This is a genomic window from Vibrio sp. T11.5 (genome assembly GCF_027587155.1).
In the GTDB taxonomy this organism is placed as follows: Bacteria; Pseudomonadota; Gammaproteobacteria; order Enterobacterales; family Vibrionaceae; genus Vibrio; species Vibrio neptunius.
Genome location: NZ_JAPPTP010000001.1, coordinates 500930 through 524330, shown reverse-complemented (window position 1 = coordinate 524330; position 23401 = coordinate 500930). Strand labels below are relative to the sequence as shown.

Below are 23401 nucleotides of genomic sequence, written 5' to 3'. Positions count from 1 at the left end.
ATGGCCTCCCAATTTGTAATAGGCGCAGCTTAAAGCCATGGATGTCGAGTTTTCGTCAAAGTGGGTTTGACTTAACCATTCAAACTAACGCGTTTTCACATAAATTCGACATAAAATGAATATGATGGAAATCATATAATCGGACACTCAGAGAACTCACCATGCTTGAGAACAGTCGAATCCTAGTCGTTGAAGATAATGAAGAGCTGCAAGGTATCTTAGCCGACTTCTTAGACGTAAAAGGTGCAGAGGTTGATTTTGCTGGCAACGGAGAACTTGGATTAAAACTGGCCTTAGAAAATGAGTTTGATGCCATCATTCTCGATGTCATGATGCCTAAAAAAGATGGTATGCAAGTCGCGAAGGAACTGAGAGAAAATGGATGTACGAACCCCATCCTTATGCTGACGGCATTAAATGGTCAAGAAGACCTAGTGAAGGGCTTTGGTAATGGTATTGATGATTTTATTAGTAAACCCTTCCAGTTCTCCGAACTAGAAGTTCGTTTGTCTGCATTGATTAAAAGGTTTCGAGGTCTGGTTGCGCCTTCTATCTTATCATTTGGCTCATTAAAAATTGATGAAAAAACCAAGATTATCCAACGGGAAGAGAATAAATTAGCGACCACTCCAGTTATGTACCAAATACTGGTTGAACTGGTAAAAGCACAAGGTGGACTTGTCTCTCGAAAGGCTTTAATCCACAAGATATGGGGGGATGATGTCCCTGATAAAGATGTACTTCGTAGTCATATCTACTTACTACGTAACATACTTGATAAACCGTTTAAAACGGCGATGCTGAAAACAGTACCCAAATTAGGATTTCGTTTGGAGAAGTAATGTTTTTTACCAAGCGGAAAACAACAGAAAACAGTATTGAGAGCGTAAAGAATCGCTTGATCTATCGCTTTGCAACCATCGCTTTCTCAACGTCTTTTGTTGTGTTTTTGACCTTCTCATTAAAACTAGTGAGGGAAGAAGATACCCAGATTGCACGCTATTTAAGCTCCTTTGAGAGTTTTGCTCAGCAATATTATCAACGAGCGCCCAAAAGTAGTATCGCCGTTAGCCCTGCTATTACTGCGTATTACGACTCCGATGTTTTACCAGAAAACATCAAATTAGAGATGCCATTCTCCAAGGATGAAGTCACAAAAGTTCGCCAATACGCCGAAGATGGCTTCATGGTTTACCACTCTACCTTTTTGTCGAATGGAAACGAGATACCGCTGTATCTCACAATAGACACTATATCGATCGAGTTTGGCGATGATAATTGGGATATCTTATTGAGCATATCCACGTTATTAATGCTGTTTCTTGTTGGGGTATTAAGCGTATCGACCAAGAGAATGTTTGATGAAATCATGTCACCAGTTGTCGAGTTGAGCCAACAGTTAAGAGACGAAGAAAGATCGCAGTTTTCTGTGTCGGAAAATACGATTGATGAAATAAAGCAACTGACTAACCATCTCAATCGCTATTCGCGAATGAAAGAAAGAGTGGTGAAACAAGAAATGATGTTCGCCAAATACGCGAGCCATGAACTGAAAACACCAATTGCGATTATTTCAGGTGCGGCAAACTTACAAGCCATGAAAGAAGATGCAGAATTTCAGGCTAAGCAGCGCCATAGAATTATTAATGCGGCTGACAATATGCAATCGACCGTTGATATTTTACTCAACATAGTCAGGCAAGAGAACGCAGCATCTAGCGATCAAGTTTGGGCAGTCAGCGAGCAAGACATTCCTGTTTCAGATCTCAGTAAAAAGGCAAAACTCGGTGTGGAAATAACGCTAAGTATTGCACCAGATACCACGCTCAATTTTCCATTGCCTGTTCTTAAAATGATTCTGAAAAACATCGTCAATAATTCAATTCGATTTACAGAAAAAGGCTCGATTATTATCCACGTGGCTAGTGAGCAAATTTCCGTTCAAGACACAGGCACTGGGTTGTCTGATAAAAATGAAACCGAGCATGGCTTAGGGCTTTTGATCGTAAGGCGCTTATGTAATGTATATGGTTGGTCCTTCAAGTTGAAAGACAACATGAATAGCAAAGGGTGCACTGCAAGTTTAAATAGAACAACAGATAGTTAAAACTCATGGTGGTCATTGTGAGTCCTGAAAGACCCTGAAATGTTCTGGGTAATTTCAAAGCTCGGCACACGTATTCACTAAGGTCGATTCCCCTTCTAACAAATAAAAAATCACCTTCTCCTCTGAAATAGACATTTATTCGACATCCCACTTTTTAAAGTTGAGTTTCAATCAAAAAGAGATGTTAATCATGAATAAAACGACCCTTTCATTTTCCATTCTAAGCTGTTTTGTGAGCTTTTCTTCAATTGCTGAGCTAGCGCCAAAGGCTGGATTTGGTGGTGAAATCTCTCTCAATACTGGCTATATGTCTCAATCGTCTAACTTCAATACAGATGTTAAAGATCCAATATCGGGTCTCAATTCTAAAGGCAAATCCAATGGGAAAATGCTTGTCGCGCCACTAGGACAAATCAATCACACGTTCGGACATAAGTTAGATAAACAGCTATACATAGGTACTTCGCGTGAGGATATCGCCGTTGGTGATTTCGCTTTTGAGATTGGTTATAAACAAGAACTCGCGTCTGGCATGGTGATCGACGTTTCATTTCTTCCAACTGTGATATCAGGAGAAACATGGAGCGACCCATACGCAATTAACTCTGCACGCAAAGTAACAGATGAAACAGGCAATGCCTATCGATTAAAGCTGGAATCGATAGCGGGTAGTGACTTCACGCTGGATATGGCCTACGCCAACATTGATGTGAAAGATGAAGCATCTGGCTCCGATTTGAGTACATCAGAGCAAGCTAAACTTCAGCGTGATGGCAGCGTTATGTTTGTTAAAGGTGAGTATAAATATATGCTCAATCAGACATCAGGTCTGATTCCATCTTTAAGCTACAAAGTACGCTCTGCAGATGGCAAAGCGATGGCCTACAAAGCCTATGGAACAGACATTACCTACTTTAAAGTTTTAGATCGTCATCAGTTTGCACTAACGGCTGGCTACGAAACCCGCAGCTACGATGGTTCAAACCCTATGTTTAACAAGACTCGCAGCGATAATGAAATAAGCCTGTTCGCTGCCTATGAGTATGACCAATTTATGGGCTGGGAAGACATCTCTTTTATCTCATTCGCTGGTTATGGAAACAGTTCATCAAACATTGATTTCTACAATGAGTCTGAATACCTGCTTTCAGCGGGTGTGAATTATAGTTTTTAATTCAAATGCTTGGCTTGATTTGGCATCAAGCCAAGCGCCGTAAGACAACTGGCTTTGTTGCGTAATTCGATGGAACTAAATCAGAAACTTATGATCTGATCGGCTACGTAAGTTAATCACCGTAGTCTTATGCCGAAACCTCGTTAAAAAACAAACAACTGGAAACAGTACAGCAAAGCTCTAATCAATCGAAGTTCCTTTACTTTCTGCGTGAGAGATTCGGGACACACACCAAAAAGACGTCCGAAGACGTCTTTTTTCGTTTTGGCTGCATTCACATCTGCCATTTAGCGATAAGAGGGCGAGGCTTAGGTCATTCGCTTAGGTCATTGGTGCCTGTCCCTAAATGACTTCTCTCCTATAACCTTAAATCATTATGCCAGTCAGTATCTGCTGACTGGCATTTTTCTAAAAATTGGCAGTCAATGAATACTGAATATCGCCAATTTTATACTAACCCTTTGCTTCTCAAATCGTGGCTTTGTAAGTATTAGCGCTTTTGGTGACTGTTTCTAGATGGCAATACTTAGGACTCAAAGATAAAGGGGCGATAAAGCCCCTTTACGAAAAATTCGATATGCGTTAATAAAAAGTATTAGCCCGATACTAGACGTTAGATAACTCAAACGTATCAACGCGATTTTTTAATCGGTGTGTCAGCGAACTAATATCTTGACATACTTCAAATGTTGTTGAAGCCCCTTCTAAAATATCTTTAGAAGATTCATTGATCAATTCAACACTTCGATTTAGTTCCTCCGAAACAGAACTTTGTTCACTACATGCGGCAGCTATTTGCGTACTCATCTGGGCAATATTATCTACCGAGACTTCAATATTTCGTATTTGTCCGCCCGCCTCGTTAACTTGCCGTACCGAAATAGCCATACCATCTTGGCAGTCCTTACTAGCTTCAATCATTTTTAGCGAGTGTGCCTGCAGTACGCCTACAATCTCAATGATTTGAGTAGTAGAGTCCTGAGTTCTTTGAGCTAGAGATCTCACTTCGTCGGCTACAACCGCAAACCCTCGACCTTGCTCTCCTGCTCTTGCTGCCTCAATTGCTGCATTTAGTGCGAGCAAATTGGTTTGTTCAGCTATATCTCTAATTACATCAACAACAACGTTGATATCTTTAGAGCTTGACTCCAGCTCAATAGCCAAACGGTCTGACTCCTCAATCTTCGTAGATACTCTTTCGATATTTTCTATAGTTTCAAATAGAGTTGCACTTCCGTTTTTCGCCAATTCTGAAGCAGAAAATGCAGATTCAGCACCCACTTCAGTGTTTTGTGAAACTTCACTAACCGCTGCTTGCATTTCAGTCATAGCAGATGCTACTGATGTTAGTTCTATTTGTTGCTTTTCCATTCCTTCCGCTGTTTTGGAGGATATAATATTGACTCTATCTACTGCGTTGGCTAGTTGAATAGTTGATTCACTCACTTCAGAAACTAAAGAATTCAAGCTACTCTGCATTGACAACAGCTCGTTCAATAGCTTACCCAACTCGTCATTTGACAACCATTTGTGATCAATATTCATGTTTAGCTTACCACTTGCTACTTCGGCAGCAAAATTCAACGCCACGAAAATAGGCCTACAAATTGTTCGAGTAAGCACGGTGCTTGATATCAAAATTATTATCATAATCGCAGTCAAACTAAACCACGCTATCGAATAAGTCTTGCTTGACTCATAATTAGCTCTATCGCCAAGATCAACAACCGTCTGTTTGTTTAGCTGTAAGGTGCTCTCAAGAGAAGACAAAGCCTTAGAGTATATCGAGAAGCTATCTAGAACTATTTTGTTAGCGGCTTCGCTATCCCCTTTTGAAAGAAGATAGTTATATGACTTCGTACTATCGATGTATTGACGCCAAAGCTCCTTAAATAACTCAAACGATTTGCGCTCATCCTTTGTAAGTTCAAGGTTCTCGTAAGACTCAATCCCGCTCGCTACATCACTTCGCCATTGGTCAAGATCTAACAACCAATCGTTGATCTTAGGGTGACCAACGTTGGGAAGTAATGAAAACTCATCTTTTCTAACTTTAGTAATATCTACTTGTATCCCTTTCAAAATTTCCACTGAGGGCACCGCTTTATTAATAAAAGCATAAGTACCATTCTCAATTGAAGTCAATCCTTTGAGCAGTAGAGCAAAAGTTGCAGCAAATGCTACAAATACTACAAGAAAACTAAATCTAATTTTGTTTCCAACAGAAATATTTTTAACGCTCATTTAACTAGTCTCATAACTATGTTGTACAAATTTCGCGCAACATAACATAAGATTTAGCATTATCTAAATTAGAGTTTTCTATCATTAGGATAACAAAAATTTATGAGACTGGTAATACGTGGCTAGCTCTATGAGTTGATAGAAGGTGCTAAATCTAATTGGTTGGATAGTCTGAGGTTTTCCCCTCAATACTATACGCGATCGACTCGCTGACTCTCAGAGACATTGTTGTATTAAAGCTTGCCGAACGATGGAGCTGGACCAAAGATAGAGGTGATAGGGCGGTTTCATTTAGAGGAACCGCGCTCGCTATTTCTAGACAAAAACAGAGACGTAAACAATGGTCATAAAAAATACCCAATTTAAGCCCATAAAAACGTCAAAAGAACGTTTCTTTTCTCTTCTTCGATGCCTGATAAAAGGATAAATCAGGCAGAAATAGGAGAATAGCCCCCCAGCGCCAACGCTATTCATAGCAATGTAATTGATGCTCTTAAAACGTTGAGGCTCTTTAGCCAAGTTGTCGACCAATTGATTGATATGCTTTTTATCACCCAAAGAGTAAACGACAAGATGATAAAAATAGACCCCTCCCCACACGAAAAATAGCAATCCTAATAGTGGTTTTATGTCTGACATCTGTTCCCCTAGAAAGTCGATCTCATACTGAAGCCATTAAAAATGTTTTTACTTATACACGTTTCAATACCATCAGCAATACATTGCCCAGTGTGACTTGCGGCTTGTTCAATATACAGGTTTAACCCGACAAATTAATACCTAGGTTGCACTATGTTTTCGTTTTCAACTGCACTTAGAGCGACAGTTTAGTGGCAAGAGGGCGAGGCTTAGGTCATTGGTGCCTATCCCTAAATGACTTCTTAATGAATTCATAAGCCGCAGAAATTGCGCTGTAAAACGCATGCCTATGCTTGACAGAGATAGCGTATATTTTACACTTAGCATAGGTTTGGCATATGCTCAAAAAGAGGGTGTGATGAGAACAGTATCTATTTTTAAAAATGGCAAGAATCAAGCAGTGCGCTTGCCAAAAGATTTTGAGTTTGACGGCGTCAATGAGCTTGAAATCCACAAAGAGGGTGATGTCATCACCTTGCGCCCAGTTCGTCCAGATTGGCTTTCATTTGGTGAGCAAGAAAAGGCTGATAGTGATTTCATGGTAAACCGTGAAGATGTGATGACGGACGAAGGACGATTCAATTTTGAGTAGAAAAATCAACTATATGCTCGATACATGTACTTGCGCGTTCATTATGAGAGAGCAACCAATTGCGGTGCTTCAAAAGCTTCAAACAGTGGTTGGTGAACAGCATCGAATCGTTATTTCAGCCATTACCTATCAAGCAATGCAGTACGGGTTATTGGGGAAAAAAGCTTCACCTAAACATGCTGTGCTTGTTGAAGAATTTTTAAAGCGAGTTGATGAGATTTTACCTTGGGATAAAGCGGCTGTTGATTCAACTACAGAAGTTAAACGCGATCTAATGTCGAAAGGTACACCCATTGGCAACAACGACACTGCTATTGCAGGTCACGCCATGTCGACTGGCTGTGTGCTTGTCACGAATAATATGAGAGAGTTTCAGCGTGTCGAAGGGCTAGAGCTTGAAGATTGGGTTCGCTAGAAAAGGAAACTAAAATAGGTTGAACGCTGATTTCTAGATCTTATGGTGCCTGCCCTTAAATCATCCATAAAGGTATGTCTTTAATATTTAACGATTTTTACTCCAATTTTGTGTCTTCTGGGATGTAAAAAATGTAGTAGCCAAGTTCATTTGACCACTACATCACAATATGAGCTCGATTTGGCTTTACAACTGCCCTTTATCGCCGATATGTGTCTTACAAATTAATCAGCCCAACGCACCCAGATATCTTGCATTTTGGCGTTCAACATCGCATCTACGACACTATCATGTACGAACAGAAATGATGGGTCTTGATCAAGCTTAAACAACAGGCGTTGTTGTAGGGGGATGGCATTGAGTTTGTTGTCGTCCAAAACAGGGACAGTCACGGCACCGATGGAAGGCGTATCGCAGTGCCATTGTGTTGCGTCTTTGTCCAGTACATCATAGCGATTAAAGACATGGAAAAAGACATAGTCGATATCATCAATCGTTTCCAACTCTTGCACGGTTCCGATATCAATTTGAGCTTCTCTATCTAAAGCTGGGCGATAAGGGTTTTTCAGGCGTTCGACGCCTGCTGGCTCCATCGCGGACAGAATATCCGCGTACTTTTCCGCAAAAAATAGCCGCGGGCATTGACAAAAATCCACCACTAAATCCGGTTGGATTTCCATCATTCTTACTTTGTTAGCCTGTATAAGGCGATTATTTTTTTGATAGTGAACACTACGATGAAAAACCTGATACTCATTCATCACTATTTTCCTTTTAAATTGTCATGCCGAAGCGATCATCCCATTGCAATAATGGCACCAGGTGAAGCCCACTTGCATTCAAGGCAATTAATGGCTCTGCGATGCTGCTATGGACCAAGTAACTCATCATGCCCGGTATTAAAAAAATACGACGCTTATCCAGAGGAATGGAAGCGAGCTTAGTGGGGTCTAATCGACAGTTTCTAGGGTTTCTAACGTCACCGTCATCTGAACGTTTAGAGTATTGACCGTTATCAAAATCGTAAGCATCGATATCATTATCGACGACTAGTACTGAATACGGGTACTCATTATCATCATTATGGGTGTACACAGCAGGAAGTAGTTGAACCTTATAAAGATCATAATATTCTAGTACTTTTGTTATTCTCTCCGACAGTACAGGGTCACTTGGGGCGGCCATTGCTTCGATAAGTGGCACACTTTTTTGCGCTTCTGCAGCGGATTCAATCTGTATAGGAACCTTGAGTGAAATAGGTTTTTGATAAATTAGGTAGTGGCTCTTACTACAAGAAACGTAAGGGGAAGGAACTTCACCAGAGCCACATACAAGCACGTAATATTCTTCGTTAATATCTGACATTATTATTGTCCAATTTGTAGGTCATAGTTTTCGATTTGCTGCTTCGTTTTTAGATGTAGAATCTTATGTCCTTTGTTACAGTTTGCGCGACATCCCACATATGGCTGGATTTTAGGGTCATAATTTTGTCCATCACTAGTAATAAACCAACGAAAGTTTGCAATTTTTTCGAAGATGTATTTGCTAGACTCATTGAATTTAGTAATTAACGAGGAGTTGGTCGTTTTTGAGCAGCTACCGTTAACTTCTCTTTTTTTAATGTCTGTACTTAATTTTTTATGAGCCAGCTTTACACATTCATTGGTATAGTTGAATTCATTTCGATCGTGGCCACCTGAATGCCTTGGCTTGTTTAAAAAACATGCCGTTTCTTTTTTATTAGGTAGTCCGACGCCATTTTTCCAGAAATCAATATTGTATGCACACATTTGGGCTATTCGCCGCAGGAACATCATCTTTTCTCGAATTTGAGCGTTTGTTGTTTTTTTAAGTTTAAATGCATTTTTGGGAATAAGGTGATGAGCTTGTACCGCGTTAGAACCGTGCCACCAAGGGTGTTCCTGTTTGTCTTTCCAACCATTACGTGTTTCCAATTGCTTCCATAGCTTATTCGAATCACCATCATCCATGACCGCTTTTCTCATGCTGCCGACTTTAGCCCCTTCACACTCTTTCTTCCCCTTGCCAATCTTTTGGTTACATAATGGACAACAGTCCGTTTTCTTGTTCGTTTTTTTGCGAGTGTGAATGACTTCTGAACGACTACCCGCTTGAGCAGTTCCACTTGATATGCTGAAAGAGCTTCCTGAGGTAACTAAAGGCGCTTCTGGCAAGATCATTTGCAACGTGTCGTCAAAATCACTTAAAACACGTGAAATTGGGCCATCTGCTTTTTTGAAAAACTCGTCTAATTGGCCTTTGCACGCTTTATAAGCATCTGCGACCACGTGATACCCCCGCATACGGCTTTCTTTTTCAAGAGCATCCATCAATTTACCAACGTATTGAGTGATGTTATCTAATTGCCCATAGATGTCTTTCTTAATAACCGAAACGTCAAGGCTTTGCAGCCACTTCACCACATCGCCTTTTGCGCCGGCTCTAAGAAAAGCAGCAACCATATCTAAATCGGCAGCTTTACCTAATATTCTCAATTCCTTGTAAAGGCCTTTGAGTAAGCTCCCCGCAGTTGGAATAAATCCGACTAAAGTTATCACTAAGTCTGTATACTTTTCGCCATCTTCTCGAATATCATCTTGATTGTAAAAGGCATAGAGGTTGGCGCTAATATCACGGGCATCGCCCACCTGATCAATAACTGGTATAGCGGTAATGGCTGCATCAAAAGCAATCTGTCCAGCTGTTCGGTCTTGGTTAAAATCTCCCATTATGGCTCCCCAAGACCATGTACCATAGTCACTCGGCATTTCAATAGCATCCCAAAACGTGACTAGCCCTTGCCGTGCGAAATCAATGAGATCCAAAGGTCCCGGTACTTCAAGATAATCCCTATTCTTTTGCGGTTGCTTTGTAGGTTCGATTTCTCTTTTGTCTTCACCTAAAAACAGGTCAATAGAACCAGCTGGAAGCCCTCTGACTGTAGCTTTACCTTTATCATCTAAACTACCTACATGCTCTTGGCCCTTTCCGTCGAGAATTTTAAAATCGGCTTTATATACGGGATCCCCATCAGGATAACGATATTCTAGGTCAACAGTATACGTCCCTTCGTCATCTTCGGTGATGGTCACAGAAGGGTTTTGTACACCACCAAGGCACATGGTGTTGGCGTTGTTCATGGTCATTTGGTCAGACAAACGACACACACCTTTGCCTTCTATTGAAACCGTGGGGGAGGCAGAGATAAATTTGGCTGCGGCTTCGATGGTGCCTGAAGCAATCCCTTTTTTATCGCCGCCTGCATCTCCGGTACTTGCAGAGAATTTACTGCCCTTAATCGCGATGCTGTTGCCACCATCCATAGTGACGGTGGTCGTTCCATCGACCAGATCAGCAGATTTCGCATTGTTACCATAGGGGATAGGGACAACGGCATTACCGACAGTGGTTAGACAAACGTCAGGCAATGTGGCATTGGCTTCACCGCCTGACCCCTTATGAACTACGCTAAGTCCATTTGCGTTAACTGTTACAGCCATGATGCACCTTAAGTCATTGAAAGAGAGAGGAGTAATGATATTAAATTGTGTGCACAATAATCTAACTAAAAGAGCAGTGATAATGCATTATTTGACCTTTAAATTAACCAAATTAATGGTTATTGACTGCATGTCTCAAAATGGAATGACACTCGGTTGTGTCTTGTCTCTGAGTGAAACTATTGCTGACAGTGCACGGCGTCAGGCACTGGTCCTTGGCAAGAGGGCGGGGAAGCCATTGGTGCTTGTCCCTAAATCATTTTCCTGAAACACAAAAAACCGATAGGCCTTCACCTATCGGTTGGTTTATCACACACTAGAAAGGCTAGGCTGGCAGCGTCTCCTGACGCTCATGGAGTAACCTCTCTACCTGACGGGTAACCGCCAAAGAAAGGGCGACTGCTTGAGTCTGCTCCTCATAGCAGATATCCGTCTGCAACGTATTCGGATAATACGTACCATTAATCACGCCATGGACAAGCCACTCAGAAAGCGTCGGGCTCAAAGCCGCATTTGCCTTTTGGGCGTAACTCAAAATCGTCGGCGTTCCCAAAGTCGCGCCAGAAATAGAGTTGCTAGTATCCAACGTTAATTGCCAAGAGATGTTCATCATAAAAGACTGGTTATCATGGGAATGAGAAGTCAACTTCTCCTTTTGATTGGCCACCATTTTCTCAAGCACATTGGTATTTGAATAGCTTCCCTCCCCAGGTAACTGATCGCTGGCCCAAATCCCTGCTTTTGAATCAATGCCCTCAAAATCATTCGGCATCAGCGCAATAACATTGCCTTTACTGAGTAGCTCATTGACCGTCAAACTCGACAGGTTCGCCGGATCCCCTGTGATAAGGTGCGCGCCAAGAACATCACGAACCATCGAGATAAACAACCTCGATTGCTCTGCAGACAAACCGTTATCTTTACGATCATCACGCTTCGCCCAATCAATAAAGTGACTGAACTTCAAAATCACCAGTTCACCTTGATTGTTGTCAATAAACGCCGCCACCTGCTTTAAGGCCTCTGATAACGCAACTCCAGCAGCACCTTGAAAGCCAACCTTAAATGTTGCTGCTAAACCGCTATCTTTGCTAATGTCCGTGTAATGAGCAGTATAAAAATCACCATTCCAAAGTGCTGGGCGCAAATCGAGCTTACGGGCCCCTTGCATCAGTTGCATTTGGATATCAAAGATCTGAGTTTTTGTCACTGCTTGAGTACCATACCGAGTGTGGTAGGTGCACTTGTATGTCCCTGAATCATGAGACGCTGGCAAACAAATTTCACTGAGCGGCTTATTGCCAAGAAGCGTCGCATTACTGCTCATCCAAGACGAGGTTTGTGCGCAGTCAAATGGTTCAATCACCCATACTTCATCTTTACCGGGTTTACCGGCGTGAAGCTGACTCGCTTTACGGGTCATGTACTTTTCATTTTGGACATTTTTCACATAAAATGTATTGCCTTCTTCAGAGTCCACCTCAATTAAACGCCACTTTTGCGCATTCGACGTTACGCGGTCAGCCATCGTAACAATCGAGCTTTGGAAAAACTCGTAATTGTCTTGGTTTTGAATCGCTACTGTACCGTCATCGTACGGGATAAACTTGGTCAAACAGTTGGGCACAACTGGCTTATCCTTCAACTGCGCGGCGTGATTGCATCGATACTCATTATTACTTTGGTTCTTCAAGAAGCCATAGAAAGACGCCTTAAGATCCGGCTTTGCCTCCTCACGTGCTTCAATTATCCAACGCTCATTCGCCCCCGGCTTGCCCTTATGTAACTGACCTGCATGACTCGTCATGTACTCGCCATTTTCGACATTTTGAATTGTAAACGTTCCTTCAGCCTCAGCATCGGGCACAATCGTCCAAAGCTGACCGTCTCCCTTAACACTGCTGGCCAATGAACGAATATGATTTTGGTAGAATTCCCCATTGTCCACATTCTTAATCGCATAGGTTTCGTTGCCATACGGCAACAGCTCAAACAGACATTGTGGGGGTTTATAATCAGATGCCAGCTTAGTGGCATGGTTGCAACGATATTTCTTATTATCGGCGTTTTGCAAAGAGCATAATTTTGGAAGGCTCATAGGAAGTCCTTTTTGTTTACTAGCCAAAGCACACTGTGGTGCACGTTCCTATTGAGCGTAGTAATTAATATGGGACTAAGTGCTTATAAGAAGAAAACTATAAGGGCCGTCACACAATGTTATGTTTACCCCCTTTATGCCGATAACACGCAAAAAAGGAGGGAGCATCGCTTGTCCTTTTAACATTTAAGCTTATGGTGCCTGTGCCTAAATCATTTTCACTAAGAAATTAAATTTGTATTGTATCAATAGTGGTCTACAATATTTTAAGCAACTCAATGCATAGGGAGGGTGTTATGGCACTCTCAAAACTAATTTATACTAGCGCCATGTCGCATAGCTGTGATTTGAAAGAGATTGAAAACATTCTCGTTCAGTCGCGCAGTCGGAATACGATAAAAAACATAACTGGCATACTTTACTACTCAAATAAGTTTTTCTTTCAATACCTTGAAGGAGAGCTCAATGATATTGAACAACTATTCCAATCCATAGCAAAAGATAAAAGACATACAGATGTTCGACTTATTGAGGTCTCAAGTATCGAACACAGAGAATTTGGCGACTGGTCGATGGCTTATATATTGCAATCTGAAAGACTTATTCCGCTTTACCAAAAACTATTCAAAACGGAATATTTTGATCCTAGCAAAATAACTGCCGAGAAAGCACGTATTCTAACCTTAACGTTAAAGAAGGAACTTCCCAAAGCATATTGCTCCAATAGTGGAGTGCTATAAGCTAGTGAGGCAGTAGATAACAGGCGTCGACAAGAACGCAACATAGTGAATACTAAGATTAGTGGCTATGGCTCTCGCCCTAACAAATAAAAAAGACGTCCGAAGACGTCTTTTTTCGTTTTGGCTGCGCTCAACTTAACCATTTAAGAAATTGAGGTCTAAGGTTCAGAAACGCATGAAGCATAGAATCTAAAAGAGTTGACGTAATCGCTCTTCCAGTTGTTGTACATGTATACGCTCCAGTACGTGTTGCTACTATTTCCAGCTGTCGAGGCCCAGTAATGGGTTTCAAGTGTCCAACCGCGTTCGGTAGACAACTTTCCGCGTATAGAAGGACTAACCCCGCAATAGGCATAGAGCTCATCACTTAACTCGTCAACTGTCGGTAAACGCCAATTTGAGCGTCCTGCCAGTTTGATTGTATTGTATTTAGGGCACAGCGCATTCGCTTTTGTCCAAGTGAATTTGTAAAACATACCTCCGTTATCAGTGCCCTCCGTATGAGTGCTTCCTCCTAGGCCAAGACTGTTAAGATAAGCAACGGAGGGTGGATTGGTAAATAACTTCCCATTGCCCGTATTAAATAGGTCAATGCATTTTCCCGTCAAACCGCTACTATCCCCATTGCACACATTGACATCAACATCAGCGGTAAAAGCATTATGAGATGCTGTTATGGTCGTACTGCCTGAATTGAGCCCTGAGACTATGCCATCAGAAGTCATAGAGATCTTGTCTGTATCCACAGGTATCAACCACATAACAGAGTTGCTAACATCGGTGGAAGTGCCATCACTGTAGTGTGCAGTGGCGGTTAACGGCTGGGTTTGACCTTTGATCACACCAATTGCAGGGGGACTTACAGTCAGCCCCGTCATCACCGCATTGGTGACGTCAACATCGACGATATTACTGGTGACCCCATCTTTAGCCGCGGTGAGGGTAGTGGTGCCGACCTGGCCTCCGCTTAACAATCCGTGCGAGGTAACGGTGGCAGTGTGGTTATCGACAGGTACCCAGCTTACGGAATCACTCACATCAGACGAGGTGCTATCACTGTAAGTAGCTTTGGCGGTTAACGGTTGGGTGTAGCCCTTGGCAACACTGATCGTTGCCGGTGTCACGTTGATACTCGTGATCACGGCATTGGTGACGTCAACATCGACGGTGTTGCTGGTGACGCCATCTTTCACCGCGGTGAGGGTGGTGGTACCGACCTTGCCTCCGGTCAACAAACCGTTCGGGGTGATGGCTGCCGTGCTGCTATCGACAGGTATCCAGGTGACGAAACCACTCACATCGGACGAGGTACCATCACTGTAGGTGGCTCTGGCCTTCAATGGCTCCTTCTGGCCTTTGGCGACACTAACCATTGTTGGTGTCACACTGATATCCGTGACAACGGCATTGGTGACATTGACGTCTACAGTGTTGCTGGTAATGCCGTCTTTAGACGCAGTGACGCTGGTGGTACCGACAATTGAGCCAGTCAACAAACCCTGAGGCGTCACATGGGCTAGAAAATAAGCCGGAGCAGTAAAACCTATTGATAATGGAGAGGCTGATACTTTGGACCTAGAAGACGTCCACGTGACTGAGCCACTGACATCGGATGAGGTGTTATCACTGTAGGTCGCGGTGGCGGTCAAAGGTTGATGTTGCCCTTTAGCGACATTAATTATTGAAGGGGTCACGGTAAGACCGGTGATCACCGCGTTAGAAACATCTACGCTCACGGTGTTACTGGTGACACCGTCTTTACTCGCGGTGACGCTGGTAGTGCCGACATTCGCGCCAGTTAATAAACCTCCGAGTGTCACGATGGCCGTGGAGGTATCTAAGGGCGTCCACGTGACGAAACGACTGACATCGGAAGACGTAAGGTCACTGTAAATGGCGGTGGCGGTTAATGGCTGATTATTGCCTTTGGCGACCGTAACATTTGGCGGCGTCACGCTAATGCCGGTGATCACCGCGTCCGTCACCACCACACCCACCGGGTTACTGGTGACGCCACCTTTCACTGCGGTGAGGGTGGTGGTGCCGACCTTGCCGCCCGACAGAACTCCATCAGAAGTGACCGTAGCGGTGCTGTTATCGATGAGGCTCCAAGTGACGAAGTCACTGATATCCGATGAGGTGTTATCACTATAAGTGGCGGTGGCGGTCAACGCTTGGTTTTGCCCCTTGGCGATATTCACTTGAGGGGGCGTGACACTAATCCCTGTGATTTCCGCGTTGGTGACTTCGACGTCAACGGTGTTGCTGTCAACCCCATCTTTGAGAGCGGTAAGGGTCGTGGTACCGACATTGCCTCCTGACAGAACACCATTAGAAGTGACAGTGGCAGTACTGTTATCGACTGGGCGCCAACTAACAGAATCACTGATATCCGATGAAGTGTTATCACTGTATGTGGCGGTGGCCTTTAGCGCTTGGTTTTGCCCTTTGGCGAGCGTCACTATAGGTGGCGTGACGCTAATGCTGGTGATCACGGCGTCACTCACCTCGACGTCAACAGTATTGCTGGCAACCCCATCTTTGACAGCGGTAAGAGTCGTGATGCCGACATTGCCGCCTGACAGAACACCATCAGAAGTGACCGTGGCGGTGTGGTTATCGACAGGGCGCCAACTAACGGAATCACTGATATCCAATGAGGTGTTATCACTGAAGATAGCGTTGGCGGTTAACGATTGGGTTTGCCCTCTGGCGACGGTGACGGCAGAAGGTGTTACGCTAATGCCGGTGATCACGGCATCACTGACCACCACGCCGATCGTGTTACTAGTGATATTGTCTTTTACTGCAGTGAGGGTCGTCTTACCGACCTTGCTGCCAGACAAAACCCCGCTCGAGGTGACCATCGCGGTACTATTATCGACGGGGCGCCAAGTAACGGAATCACTGATATCTGATGAAGTGTTATCACTGTAAACGGCGTTGGCGGTGAGCGTTTGGTGTTGCCCTTTTGCGATACTAACAACAGCGGGCGTGACGTTGATGGCGGTGATCACGGCATCAGAAACCTCGACACCTACTGATTGGCTGGTTATGCCTTCTTTTATTGCAGTGACGGTGGTAGAGCCGACACCAACACCGTTGAGTAAACCGTGATCGGTTTGTGGTGTGATGGTGGTTTTAGAGGGGTCGTCCGATACCCAAGTGACCGAGTCACTGATATTCATCGACAGGCCGTTGTTGTATGTCGCGGTGGCGGTGAGAGGCTGGTGATACCCTTTGGCTACTCTCACTGCTGAGGGTGTAATGGTAATATCAGTAATGGTAGCGTCGGTAACCGTCACCTCTAGTGAGTTACTAGTAAGGTTACCTTTGCTAAAAGATACCGTTACTACGCCCGACGCCTTCCCTTTCAATACTCCCGATTGAATAAATTCGCCTAACTCTGTGTCACTGGATAGCCAATCCTCAACCGTTAATTCCTCGGTTAGCACTTTAGATTGGCCATTCGAGTATTCACCCACAGCGAGAAATGATTGCTCGCCGCCCGTGAGCAGTGTGAGCTCACTCGTTCCCTTAGTTTTAATTGGGTAGGCGGTAAGAGTGAGCCGCTCCAATTGCGCGGTCGCACCTTGATCCGGTGCTGGTCTAGTAGAACCTGAAGACGGTGGGTTTGATGAAGAGGGGCTATCCCCTTCGTCTGAACCTCCACAGCCAAGAAGGAGTAGCACTACTATGGTCAAGACCATGAGGAGCAAAAAATCCTTAACGTTAAATTGCTTGTCCATTGTTTAGTTTTCCCTGTGTTTAATTTAAATATTCAAAACGAAACGCAGGGTGGATTTGAGTAATTAATAGGTAATTTATTGGATATGAATGGGTGATGTGTTTGATTTAATCGATCGATATTTATTATTAATTAAATTTCATAATCTTGTGTTGTTAGAACTCATAGTAGAGTTTTCGCTTAGTTTGCGAGACAAATCACCGCCACCAGACAACGCCCGATTTTAGGCAGAGGCTGAGGAGGCGAGCTGGTAACAGCCATTTAGCCAATATTAAGGGTATATAGCGAACAGCTTAAGGCTGTTCGCTTTGGTTAGTCGGAGTAGTTTTTCACTTCGAACCCGAGTGCTTTAAGTTCAGATGCAAACTGCGCTTGCGTGTCGGGTTCGCCATGAATCAAGTGAATTTGCTTCGGTTTGTCAGCAATGCCATTAATAAAGCGCAGTAGATCGTGTTTATCTGCATGGGCAGAGTAACCTGACATTGTGTGAACCTGCGCTTTGACTTCGACCTTTTCACCGTCAATTTCTACATCCATCGCGCCAGTTTGAATATCTCGGCCCAAAGTCCCTTGTGCTTGATAACCTGCTAGAAGAACATCGGTTGTTTCCAAAGGCAGTAGCGCTTTCAGATAGTCCATGATACGACCACCTTGGCACATTCCAGAGGCCGCGACGACTATCGCAGGTTCTTGGGTTGATTGGAGGCGATTAACCAAGCGCTGATGGGTACGATGATCTTCGACCGTAATACATTGCTCAAACGCGAGTGGGTGGCGATGCCTCTCTAGACGCTGTTTCGCTTCCTTGCCCCATAACTGTTTGAAATGGCGATAGGAGCGAGTGACACGTTGGGCCATGGGTGAATCGAGAATAATAGGGATAGAAACATCAATTTGATGGTGGTGGATGAGCTGCTCAATATCGAACAACAATTCTTGAGTACGTCCAACACTAAACGCAGGAATCAAGATCGCTCCTCCATCTTCAAGAGAGCGATCTATGATGGCTTTTAACCGCTCACCGCGTGTTGCAATGTCTTCATGCTGCTTGTCGCCATAGGTTGTTTCAATCAGTAGGTAATCGGCACGCTGTGGAGATTTAGGATCAGGTAGGAGTGGGGTGTTACTTGGACCGAGATCGCCAGAAAAGACCACCACTTCTTGATTCGCCAAGCGCACTTCCACATAGGCGGAACCAAGTATATGCCCCGCGGGTTGAAAACGTATCGTCATCGAACTTATTGAGTGAATCTCGTCTAGGCAATGCCAACAATTGTAGTCCAATGGCTCAATCAGACGACGTATCTTGCTTAACACTCGCTCGGTTTGTTTGCGGTCTAAACCGAGTTGCAGCTTTAGGCTATCTTCGAGCATTAACGGGATCAGTTCGGCTGTTGCGGTAGTGCAGTAAATAGGTTGGTTATAGCCAGTTGCGAGTAACCACGGCAATCGACCTATGTGGTCAATATGGGCGTGGGTAATGACAATCGCGGTCAAGTGAGAGGTTTCAAATTCAATATCCAACGGCCGAGCATCAGCGCCTTGAAATAGCCCGCAGTCGATAAGAATGGCTTGGGCCTCTGATCTGAGCTCATGGCAAGAGCCAGTAATCGTTTGTTTGCCGCCATGGTGAATGATCTTCATGTTAAATCCTCGCAACCGTTTCAAGCTGACTGTGCCGACAAAGCTATTTTACGACAACTAGCCGAGCCAAATTTGCGAGGATTGAACACTTTTGGCAGTAAGTTATAGAGTACTCAGTGGTTTATCTGTAAGGCATTGGTGCCTGTTCCTAAATCACTTCTAGAGTTGAAGCTTAGTTTGCGAGAAAAATCACCACCACCAGCCGCCGCCCGATTTTAGGCAGAGGCTGATGATGAGGATTAGTATCCAGAATGGTTGATTGTGGTTGTCTGTTAGCCGCGGTATTCAAATTGGGTTTCATGACCACACGAGCAGCTTAAGGTGTAAACCTGTTTGCGTTTAGACACCCGCGTTTTCTTGTTGCCACACTCTCGGCAAGGCAGTTTCATCGACGTGTTGGTGTTGCATTCAGTGCAATTAACGTAGTAGCCGAACTTACCGTATTTAGGCACAGTGTTACTGCTAGAGCACTGCTTGCAGACCACACCAAAGTGGGTTGAATGAGCGGTGCTTATTTCTTCGGTGAGCGGAGTAACAGCCGTCGGTTCTGGGCTATCGAGCGGTTCTGGTTCGCTATCGAGATTGTTGAGTGGCTTATGCTCAGCAAGCAAAAAGTACTTAATGTTATTTAATTCATTGCTATTAAAAGAGGGGTTGGGTTTTAACACATTGCTGTGTTGAGCAATGATCTCTTTGACGCGCAAAGCAATACCCTCTGCTTTGACTATCTGTTGTGAGAGCTTAGAGGGGATATGAGCTCGGTCAATGATGGCATCATTCGATGCCGCGCAAAGCGTATCCCAGCAGCGCCCGCCAAAGTAGCCTTGTAGGCCGAGTATTTTCACCAACAAGGTATCGGCATGATCATTCAACAAGTTTTTGAGTAGCTCTGCCTGAATAGATGCCTGAGTAATGGGTGAGGGCATACCGATCCATTGTCCTCGGACCGTTCTTTGCCATTCCAATTGCTCATTCACTGTGACCGTACCTTTGATAGACTTTGACTCAATCACAATAAAGCCTTTCTTGTACACCACTAAGTGATCTATCTGGGCCGCTTCTCCTTTATGTTCGAATCGTAAGTCGTGAAAAATGAGGACGTTGCTCTGTTCTGAAAACTGTCTTTTTAAATAGAAAGCGACGTTATTCTCTACCTTATTACCCAGTTTTTGCTTGTAGTCACTTGTGGGAGAAAGGGCTTTTTCTTTGACTATCATGATTGAACCTATGGCTTTTCTTTTTATGCTACCACGCACTTATTAATTGTAGGGTGATTAGGGGTAGAGTATATGCTCAATTTGTGATCGATGTTTCTCTTCCCAACTGTCTCGGCTCTGATACGACTACCATCACAATAAATCATTCTTTTCTAATACTTTATCGCCTTATATCACTGAGAGATATATCATGTGTGCATTGTGATATGTGGTTTGATGTATGTCCGCAACGAGTTCTTTTTACGATAACAACGCCCTTCAGCTTGCCAAGCAATACAACGCCCTAGACTTTGAATCTGTCCATCAGTCTTGGTCTGCTTATTGGCCTAAATCTGGCGATGCCGTTTTAGATATCGGTGCAGGCTCTGGGCGAGATGCCCAATGGATGAGCGAACAGGGTTGTGAGGTGATTGCCGTTGAGCCCAGCGATGCACTGCGTCAAATAGGGCAAGCAGGCACTGCACCACAAGTGACTTGGCTCAATGATTCCTTGCCCGCTTTAAAAAGCGTCCAAAGCCTTGGAATGCGCTTTGACCTTATTCTTATCAGCGCCGTTTGGATGCATCTAGCGCCTTCAGTGCGTGAAAGAGCTTTTCGAAAACTATCTGGTTTATTGTCTCCGAATGGAAAATTAGTGATCAGTTTACGGCATGGCTCGTTTACCGACGGTCGAGTAGGCCATCCGGTTTCGGTGGCAGAACTGGAACAGTTTTCAAAAGACTATGCGCTCAACACGATACTGGTTTCCGATAGTGAGGATAACCTAAATAGGACGGATGTCTCTTGGCAGACGGTGGTGTTTAGTTTGTCTGATGATGGAGCCGGCAGCCTAAATAAGGTTCGACGCATCATTGTTCATGACCACAAGTCGGCAACCTATAAGTTGGCATTGCTAAGAACGTTGATCCGTATTGCGGACGCCCATCCCGGCGCCGTTTTAGATAGGACGGATGGCAAAGTCAGTATTTCTGCTGGCCTTGTGGCCTTGTATTGGGTGAGGCAATTCAAGCGTCTTATCGACATTGATATTGAAGGCACTGGTATTCAACAAAACTCCAACACACGTAAGGGGCTGGGGTTTGTCAAAGATGATGGCTGGAATAAGCTCAAGCACCTTGCGGCTGATGACCTTGCCATCGGTTCACTCTTTGTCGGCGAAGAGGCGGTGGCTATTCAGGCACTGTTTACTCAGACGTTAAAGACCATAAAGGAAGGCCCAGTCACCTATATCTATCAGGGTGATAAGCATAACAAGCTGTTCCAAATAGAATCTGCATCAAGGCGCGGAAAACGTTCACAAGCGATTGTATTAGACGGCGAGTTTTTTGCCAGTTTTGGTCAGTTTGTTTTGGATGAAAAGCTGTGGGATTGCTTGCGGCTGTATTGTGCTTGGATAGAGCCATTGGTGGTGAACCAATGGATAACAGAAATGCAGCGTTTTGAGCTGAATCGAGCGCGCAACATTACTCTGCAAACTTACCATGAATGCTTAGTGTGGCTTGATTCATCACGTGATACGCGTGAAGTCCGTAAACGTGTCGATGAGTTACGCGCCCAAGGCGAAGCGGTGCCGAATGTTTGGAGTAACACCAAGCTAACGAGCCAATACGATGTGGACCACTGCCTTCCTTTTACCTATTGGCCTAATAACGATAAGTGGAACCTCCTGCCGACCACCTCAAAACAGAATCGAAGCAAAAGTGATCGTGTGCCTAAGGCTCAGCGTTTATCCGAATCCCGTGAACGCATCTTGCAGTGGTGGCAGATGGCGTGGGGCAGCGACCCCTTACAGCAACAACGCTTTTTTAATCAAGCCGCTCTTTCTTTACCTAACGTAACAGCGCAATGCGATGACTTTGAACAAGTGTTTGAAGCGATGGGATTGCAAGTGAAAGGCCTGAAGGCCCGCTTGCTGGTTTCGGAATGGTAATACCCGCAGTACCCCAACAACGAAGTAAAACAGATAGATATAATGGTTGATTTTTCACTACCTGCCCCAGGCACAAAACTTAATAATAACGATTTACGCGAAACATTTGGCTGTAGCCCACAAGGCGGTATGCGCCGCGCCCACAAAACCAATACTTTGGTTATTGTCTCTAATCATGTCGAATCAATCTATGATGACCGTTGGTCTGGTGGCGTTCTGCATTACACCGGCATGGGAACTAAGGGCGACCAAAGCCTAACGTTTCAGCAAAACAAAACCTTGGCTGAGTCGGGTTCCAACGGTGTCGCCGTTCACTTATTCGAGGTGTTTAAAGATAAAGAATATACCTATATCGGTCAGGTCGAACTTGAAGGCGAACCTTATTCGGAAGTGCAAGATGATCAACAAGGCAACCCAAGAAAGGTTTACGTGTTTCCTTTGAAACTCGTCTCGGGAGTGCGTCAGGTTAAAAAGCAAGATCGAGATAATGTAGAGACCATCCGTACTCGCAAGGCGAAAAAGTTAACTCTTGGGCAGCTCAAGACATTGGCGGTCAAGTCTGGCAAAAAAGCCACTCGTTATCTACAACAGTCAACCAGCTATGAACGAAACGTATGGGTAGCTGAATTGGCTAAACGCCTAGCAAAAGGCCAATGCCAACTCTGTTTACAGCCAGCGCCGTTTAAAAACAATAAAGGTGAGCCGTATCTGGAGACACATCATATTATTTGGCTCTCCAGAGAGGGCGATGACACGAGTGAAAATACCATCGCATTGTGTCCTAACTGCCACAAGAAAATGCACATCGTCGATGATAAAAAGGATGTTGAGGCACTAAAAATCCGCAGCCAAAAATTATTGGAAGAGCATAATCAATGATTAAGAAGCACATTGAAGTTGTCGCTGCTGTGTTGAGAAACAAGGGCGAATTCCTAGCCGTACAAAGAGGGCCATCGGAGTTAGATTATGTTAGCAAAAAATGGGAGTTTCCAGGGGGTAAGGTAGAAGCAGGTGAAACGCTGGTTGCCGCGATTATTAGAGAGTTAGATGAAGAAATCAGAGTTGCCGTTACCGAACCTCAGCTTTTGTTAACGATTGAACATTGCTACCCAGACTTTGATATCACCATGCATTGCTTTGTTGTCGAGGTGCCCACAAGAGATTTGGTTCTCACTGAACACATCGATTCTCGCTGGCTGTCTAAAGAGAAACTTTGGGATGTGGATTGGGCTGCGGCCGATATACCGGCCGTTGAAAAGCTACAGGCTACGTTCTAGAGGGCGAGGAAGATCGACGTAGAGGCGGGCATAACCCGCCTTAACTATTGTG

General features: G+C 44.2%; 18 protein-coding genes. 9 read left to right on the top strand and 9 right to left on the bottom strand.

The window, feature by feature from the left end; translation table 11 throughout:
• Positions 1 to 161: 161 nt before the first annotated feature.
• From OH455_RS02425 to OH455_RS02415, 3 genes are all read left to right on the top strand, one after another.
• Positions 162 to 842, top strand: coding sequence for a response regulator transcription factor (locus OH455_RS02425; RefSeq protein WP_269980215.1), 681 nt, complete (start codon positions 162 to 164; stop codon positions 840 to 842).
• On the top strand, positions 842 to 2107 hold the full coding sequence (locus tag OH455_RS02420) for an ATP-binding protein (protein ID WP_269980214.1): 1266 nt from the start codon (positions 842 to 844) through the stop codon (positions 2105 to 2107). Before OH455_RS02425 ends, OH455_RS02420 begins: the two co-directional genes overlap by 1 nt.
• Positions 2108 to 2297: 190 nt before the next feature.
• Complete coding sequence (locus OH455_RS02415) at positions 2298 to 3281, top strand: DUF2860 domain-containing protein (RefSeq protein ID WP_269980213.1); 984 nt, start codon at positions 2298 to 2300, stop codon at positions 3279 to 3281.
• A gap of 606 nt (positions 3282 to 3887) precedes the next feature.
• Here OH455_RS02415 and OH455_RS02410 read toward each other — a convergent pair.
• Together OH455_RS02410 and OH455_RS02405 are read right to left on the bottom strand one after the other, a co-directional pair.
• On the bottom strand, positions 3888 to 5525 hold the full coding sequence (locus tag OH455_RS02410; RefSeq protein ID WP_269980212.1) for a HAMP domain-containing methyl-accepting chemotaxis protein: 1638 nt from the start codon (positions 5523 to 5525) through the stop codon (positions 3888 to 3890).
• Between the two features lie 315 nt (positions 5526 to 5840).
• Positions 5841 to 6164: a hypothetical protein gene (locus OH455_RS02405; RefSeq protein WP_269980211.1), complete on the bottom strand. Its 324-nt coding sequence runs from the start codon at positions 6162 to 6164 to the stop codon at positions 5841 to 5843.
• A 358-nt stretch (positions 6165 to 6522) separates the two neighbouring features.
• On the opposite strand from OH455_RS02405, the gene vapB reads away from it, so the two are divergent.
• Both vapB and OH455_RS02395 read left to right on the top strand, forming a co-directional pair.
• The gene (gene vapB / locus OH455_RS02400; RefSeq protein ID WP_269980210.1) at positions 6523 to 6756 is read left to right on the top strand and encodes a type II toxin-antitoxin system VapB family antitoxin; all 234 of its coding nucleotides are present in this window, start codon (positions 6523 to 6525) and stop codon (positions 6754 to 6756) included.
• Positions 6749 to 7171 carry a type II toxin-antitoxin system VapC family toxin gene (locus OH455_RS02395; protein WP_269980209.1) on the top strand — a complete coding sequence of 141 codons (423 nt, stop codon included), beginning with the start codon at positions 6749 to 6751 and terminating at the stop codon, positions 7169 to 7171. The genes vapB and OH455_RS02395 overlap by 8 nt, the downstream gene beginning before the upstream one ends.
• A gap of 224 nt (positions 7172 to 7395) precedes the next feature.
• Here the strand turns inward: OH455_RS02395 and OH455_RS02390 are convergent, their stop codons facing one another.
• From OH455_RS02390 to OH455_RS02375, 4 genes are all read right to left on the bottom strand, one after another.
• Positions 7396 to 7932, bottom strand: coding sequence for a hypothetical protein (locus tag OH455_RS02390; RefSeq protein WP_206369001.1), 537 nt, complete (start codon positions 7930 to 7932; stop codon positions 7396 to 7398).
• Between the two features lie 13 nt (positions 7933 to 7945).
• Positions 7946 to 8536: a hypothetical protein gene (locus tag OH455_RS02385; protein ID WP_269980208.1), complete on the bottom strand. Its 591-nt coding sequence runs from the start codon at positions 8534 to 8536 to the stop codon at positions 7946 to 7948.
• 2 nt (positions 8537 to 8538) lie between these two features.
• Positions 8539 to 10695, bottom strand: coding sequence for a PAAR-like domain-containing protein (locus OH455_RS02380; RefSeq protein WP_269980207.1), 2157 nt, complete (start codon positions 10693 to 10695; stop codon positions 8539 to 8541).
• A 325-nt stretch (positions 10696 to 11020) separates the two neighbouring features.
• Positions 11021 to 12793: a hypothetical protein gene (locus tag OH455_RS02375; RefSeq protein ID WP_269980206.1), complete on the bottom strand. Its 1773-nt coding sequence runs from the start codon at positions 12791 to 12793 to the stop codon at positions 11021 to 11023.
• Between the two features lie 296 nt (positions 12794 to 13089).
• On the opposite strand from OH455_RS02375, the gene OH455_RS02370 reads away from it, so the two are divergent.
• Complete coding sequence (locus tag OH455_RS02370) at positions 13090 to 13533, top strand: BLUF domain-containing protein (protein ID WP_269980205.1); 444 nt, start codon at positions 13090 to 13092, stop codon at positions 13531 to 13533.
• Positions 13534 to 13691: 158 nt separating this feature from the next.
• Here OH455_RS02370 and OH455_RS02365 read toward each other — a convergent pair whose 3' ends face one another.
• The 3 genes from OH455_RS02365 to OH455_RS02355 all read right to left on the bottom strand — a co-directional run bounded on the left by OH455_RS02365 (position 13692) and on the right by OH455_RS02355 (position 20142).
• Positions 13692 to 17282: an Ig-like domain-containing protein gene (locus tag OH455_RS02365; protein ID WP_269980204.1), complete on the bottom strand. Its 3591-nt coding sequence runs from the start codon at positions 17280 to 17282 to the stop codon at positions 13692 to 13694.
• 311 nt (positions 17283 to 17593) lie between these two features.
• Entirely contained in the window at positions 17594 to 18925 is a 1332-nt protein-coding gene (locus OH455_RS02360; RefSeq protein WP_269980203.1) for an MBL fold metallo-hydrolase RNA specificity domain-containing protein, read from the bottom strand.
• A gap of 272 nt (positions 18926 to 19197) precedes the next feature.
• Positions 19198 to 20142, bottom strand: a complete 945-nt coding sequence (locus OH455_RS02355; RefSeq protein ID WP_333482719.1) for a nuclease-related domain-containing protein — start codon at positions 20140 to 20142, stop codon at positions 19198 to 19200.
• A gap of 220 nt (positions 20143 to 20362) precedes the next feature.
• Between OH455_RS02355 and OH455_RS02350 the strand changes: the two genes are divergently transcribed.
• The 3 genes from OH455_RS02350 to OH455_RS02340 are packed head-to-tail and all read left to right on the top strand — an operon-like array spanning position 20363 to position 23349.
• Complete coding sequence (locus OH455_RS02350) at positions 20363 to 22072, top strand: class I SAM-dependent methyltransferase (protein WP_269980202.1); 1710 nt, start codon at positions 20363 to 20365, stop codon at positions 22070 to 22072.
• Between the two features lie 42 nt (positions 22073 to 22114).
• A complete protein-coding gene (locus tag OH455_RS02345; RefSeq protein WP_269980201.1) occupies positions 22115 to 22951 on the top strand; it encodes an HNH endonuclease in 837 nt (278 codons plus the stop codon).
• Positions 22948 to 23349: a (deoxy)nucleoside triphosphate pyrophosphohydrolase gene (locus OH455_RS02340; protein ID WP_269980200.1), complete on the top strand. Its 402-nt coding sequence runs from the start codon at positions 22948 to 22950 to the stop codon at positions 23347 to 23349. The genes OH455_RS02345 and OH455_RS02340 overlap by 4 nt, the downstream gene beginning before the upstream one ends.
• The last annotated feature ends 52 nt before the right edge of the window (positions 23350 to 23401 follow it).

Coding starts and splice junctions, on each gene's coding strand:
- OH455_RS02425 (WP_269980215.1), top strand. CDS start 162: ATGCTTGAGAACAGTCGAATCCTAGTCGTTGAAGATAATGAAGAGCTG.
- OH455_RS02420 (WP_269980214.1), top strand. CDS start 842: ATGTTTTTTACCAAGCGGAAAACAACAGAAAACAGTATTGAGAGCGTA.
- OH455_RS02415 (WP_269980213.1), top strand. CDS start 2,298: ATGAATAAAACGACCCTTTCATTTTCCATTCTAAGCTGTTTTGTGAGC.
- OH455_RS02410 (WP_269980212.1), bottom strand. CDS start 5,525: ATGAGCGTTAAAAATATTTCTGTTGGAAACAAAATTAGATTTAGTTTT.
- OH455_RS02405 (WP_269980211.1), bottom strand. CDS start 6,164: ATGTCAGACATAAAACCACTATTAGGATTGCTATTTTTCGTGTGGGGA.
- vapB (WP_269980210.1), top strand. CDS start 6,523: ATGAGAACAGTATCTATTTTTAAAAATGGCAAGAATCAAGCAGTGCGC.
- OH455_RS02390 (WP_206369001.1), bottom strand. CDS start 7,932: ATGAATGAGTATCAGGTTTTTCATCGTAGTGTTCACTATCAAAAAAAT.
- OH455_RS02385 (WP_269980208.1), bottom strand. CDS start 8,536: ATGTCAGATATTAACGAAGAATATTACGTGCTTGTATGTGGCTCTGGT.
- OH455_RS02380 (WP_269980207.1), bottom strand. CDS start 10,695: ATGGCTGTAACAGTTAACGCAAATGGACTTAGCGTAGTTCATAAGGGG.
- OH455_RS02375 (WP_269980206.1), bottom strand. CDS start 12,793: ATGAGCCTTCCAAAATTATGCTCTTTGCAAAACGCCGATAATAAGAAA.
- OH455_RS02370 (WP_269980205.1), top strand. CDS start 13,090: ATGGCACTCTCAAAACTAATTTATACTAGCGCCATGTCGCATAGCTGT.
- OH455_RS02365 (WP_269980204.1), bottom strand. CDS start 17,282: ATGGACAAGCAATTTAACGTTAAGGATTTTTTGCTCCTCATGGTCTTG.
- OH455_RS02360 (WP_269980203.1), bottom strand. CDS start 18,925: ATGAAGATCATTCACCATGGCGGCAAACAAACGATTACTGGCTCTTGC.
- OH455_RS02355 (WP_333482719.1), bottom strand. CDS start 20,142: ATGATAGTCAAAGAAAAAGCCCTTTCTCCCACAAGTGACTACAAGCAA.
- OH455_RS02350 (WP_269980202.1), top strand. CDS start 20,363: ATGTCCGCAACGAGTTCTTTTTACGATAACAACGCCCTTCAGCTTGCC.
- OH455_RS02345 (WP_269980201.1), top strand. CDS start 22,115: ATGGTTGATTTTTCACTACCTGCCCCAGGCACAAAACTTAATAATAAC.
- OH455_RS02340 (WP_269980200.1), top strand. CDS start 22,948: ATGATTAAGAAGCACATTGAAGTTGTCGCTGCTGTGTTGAGAAACAAG.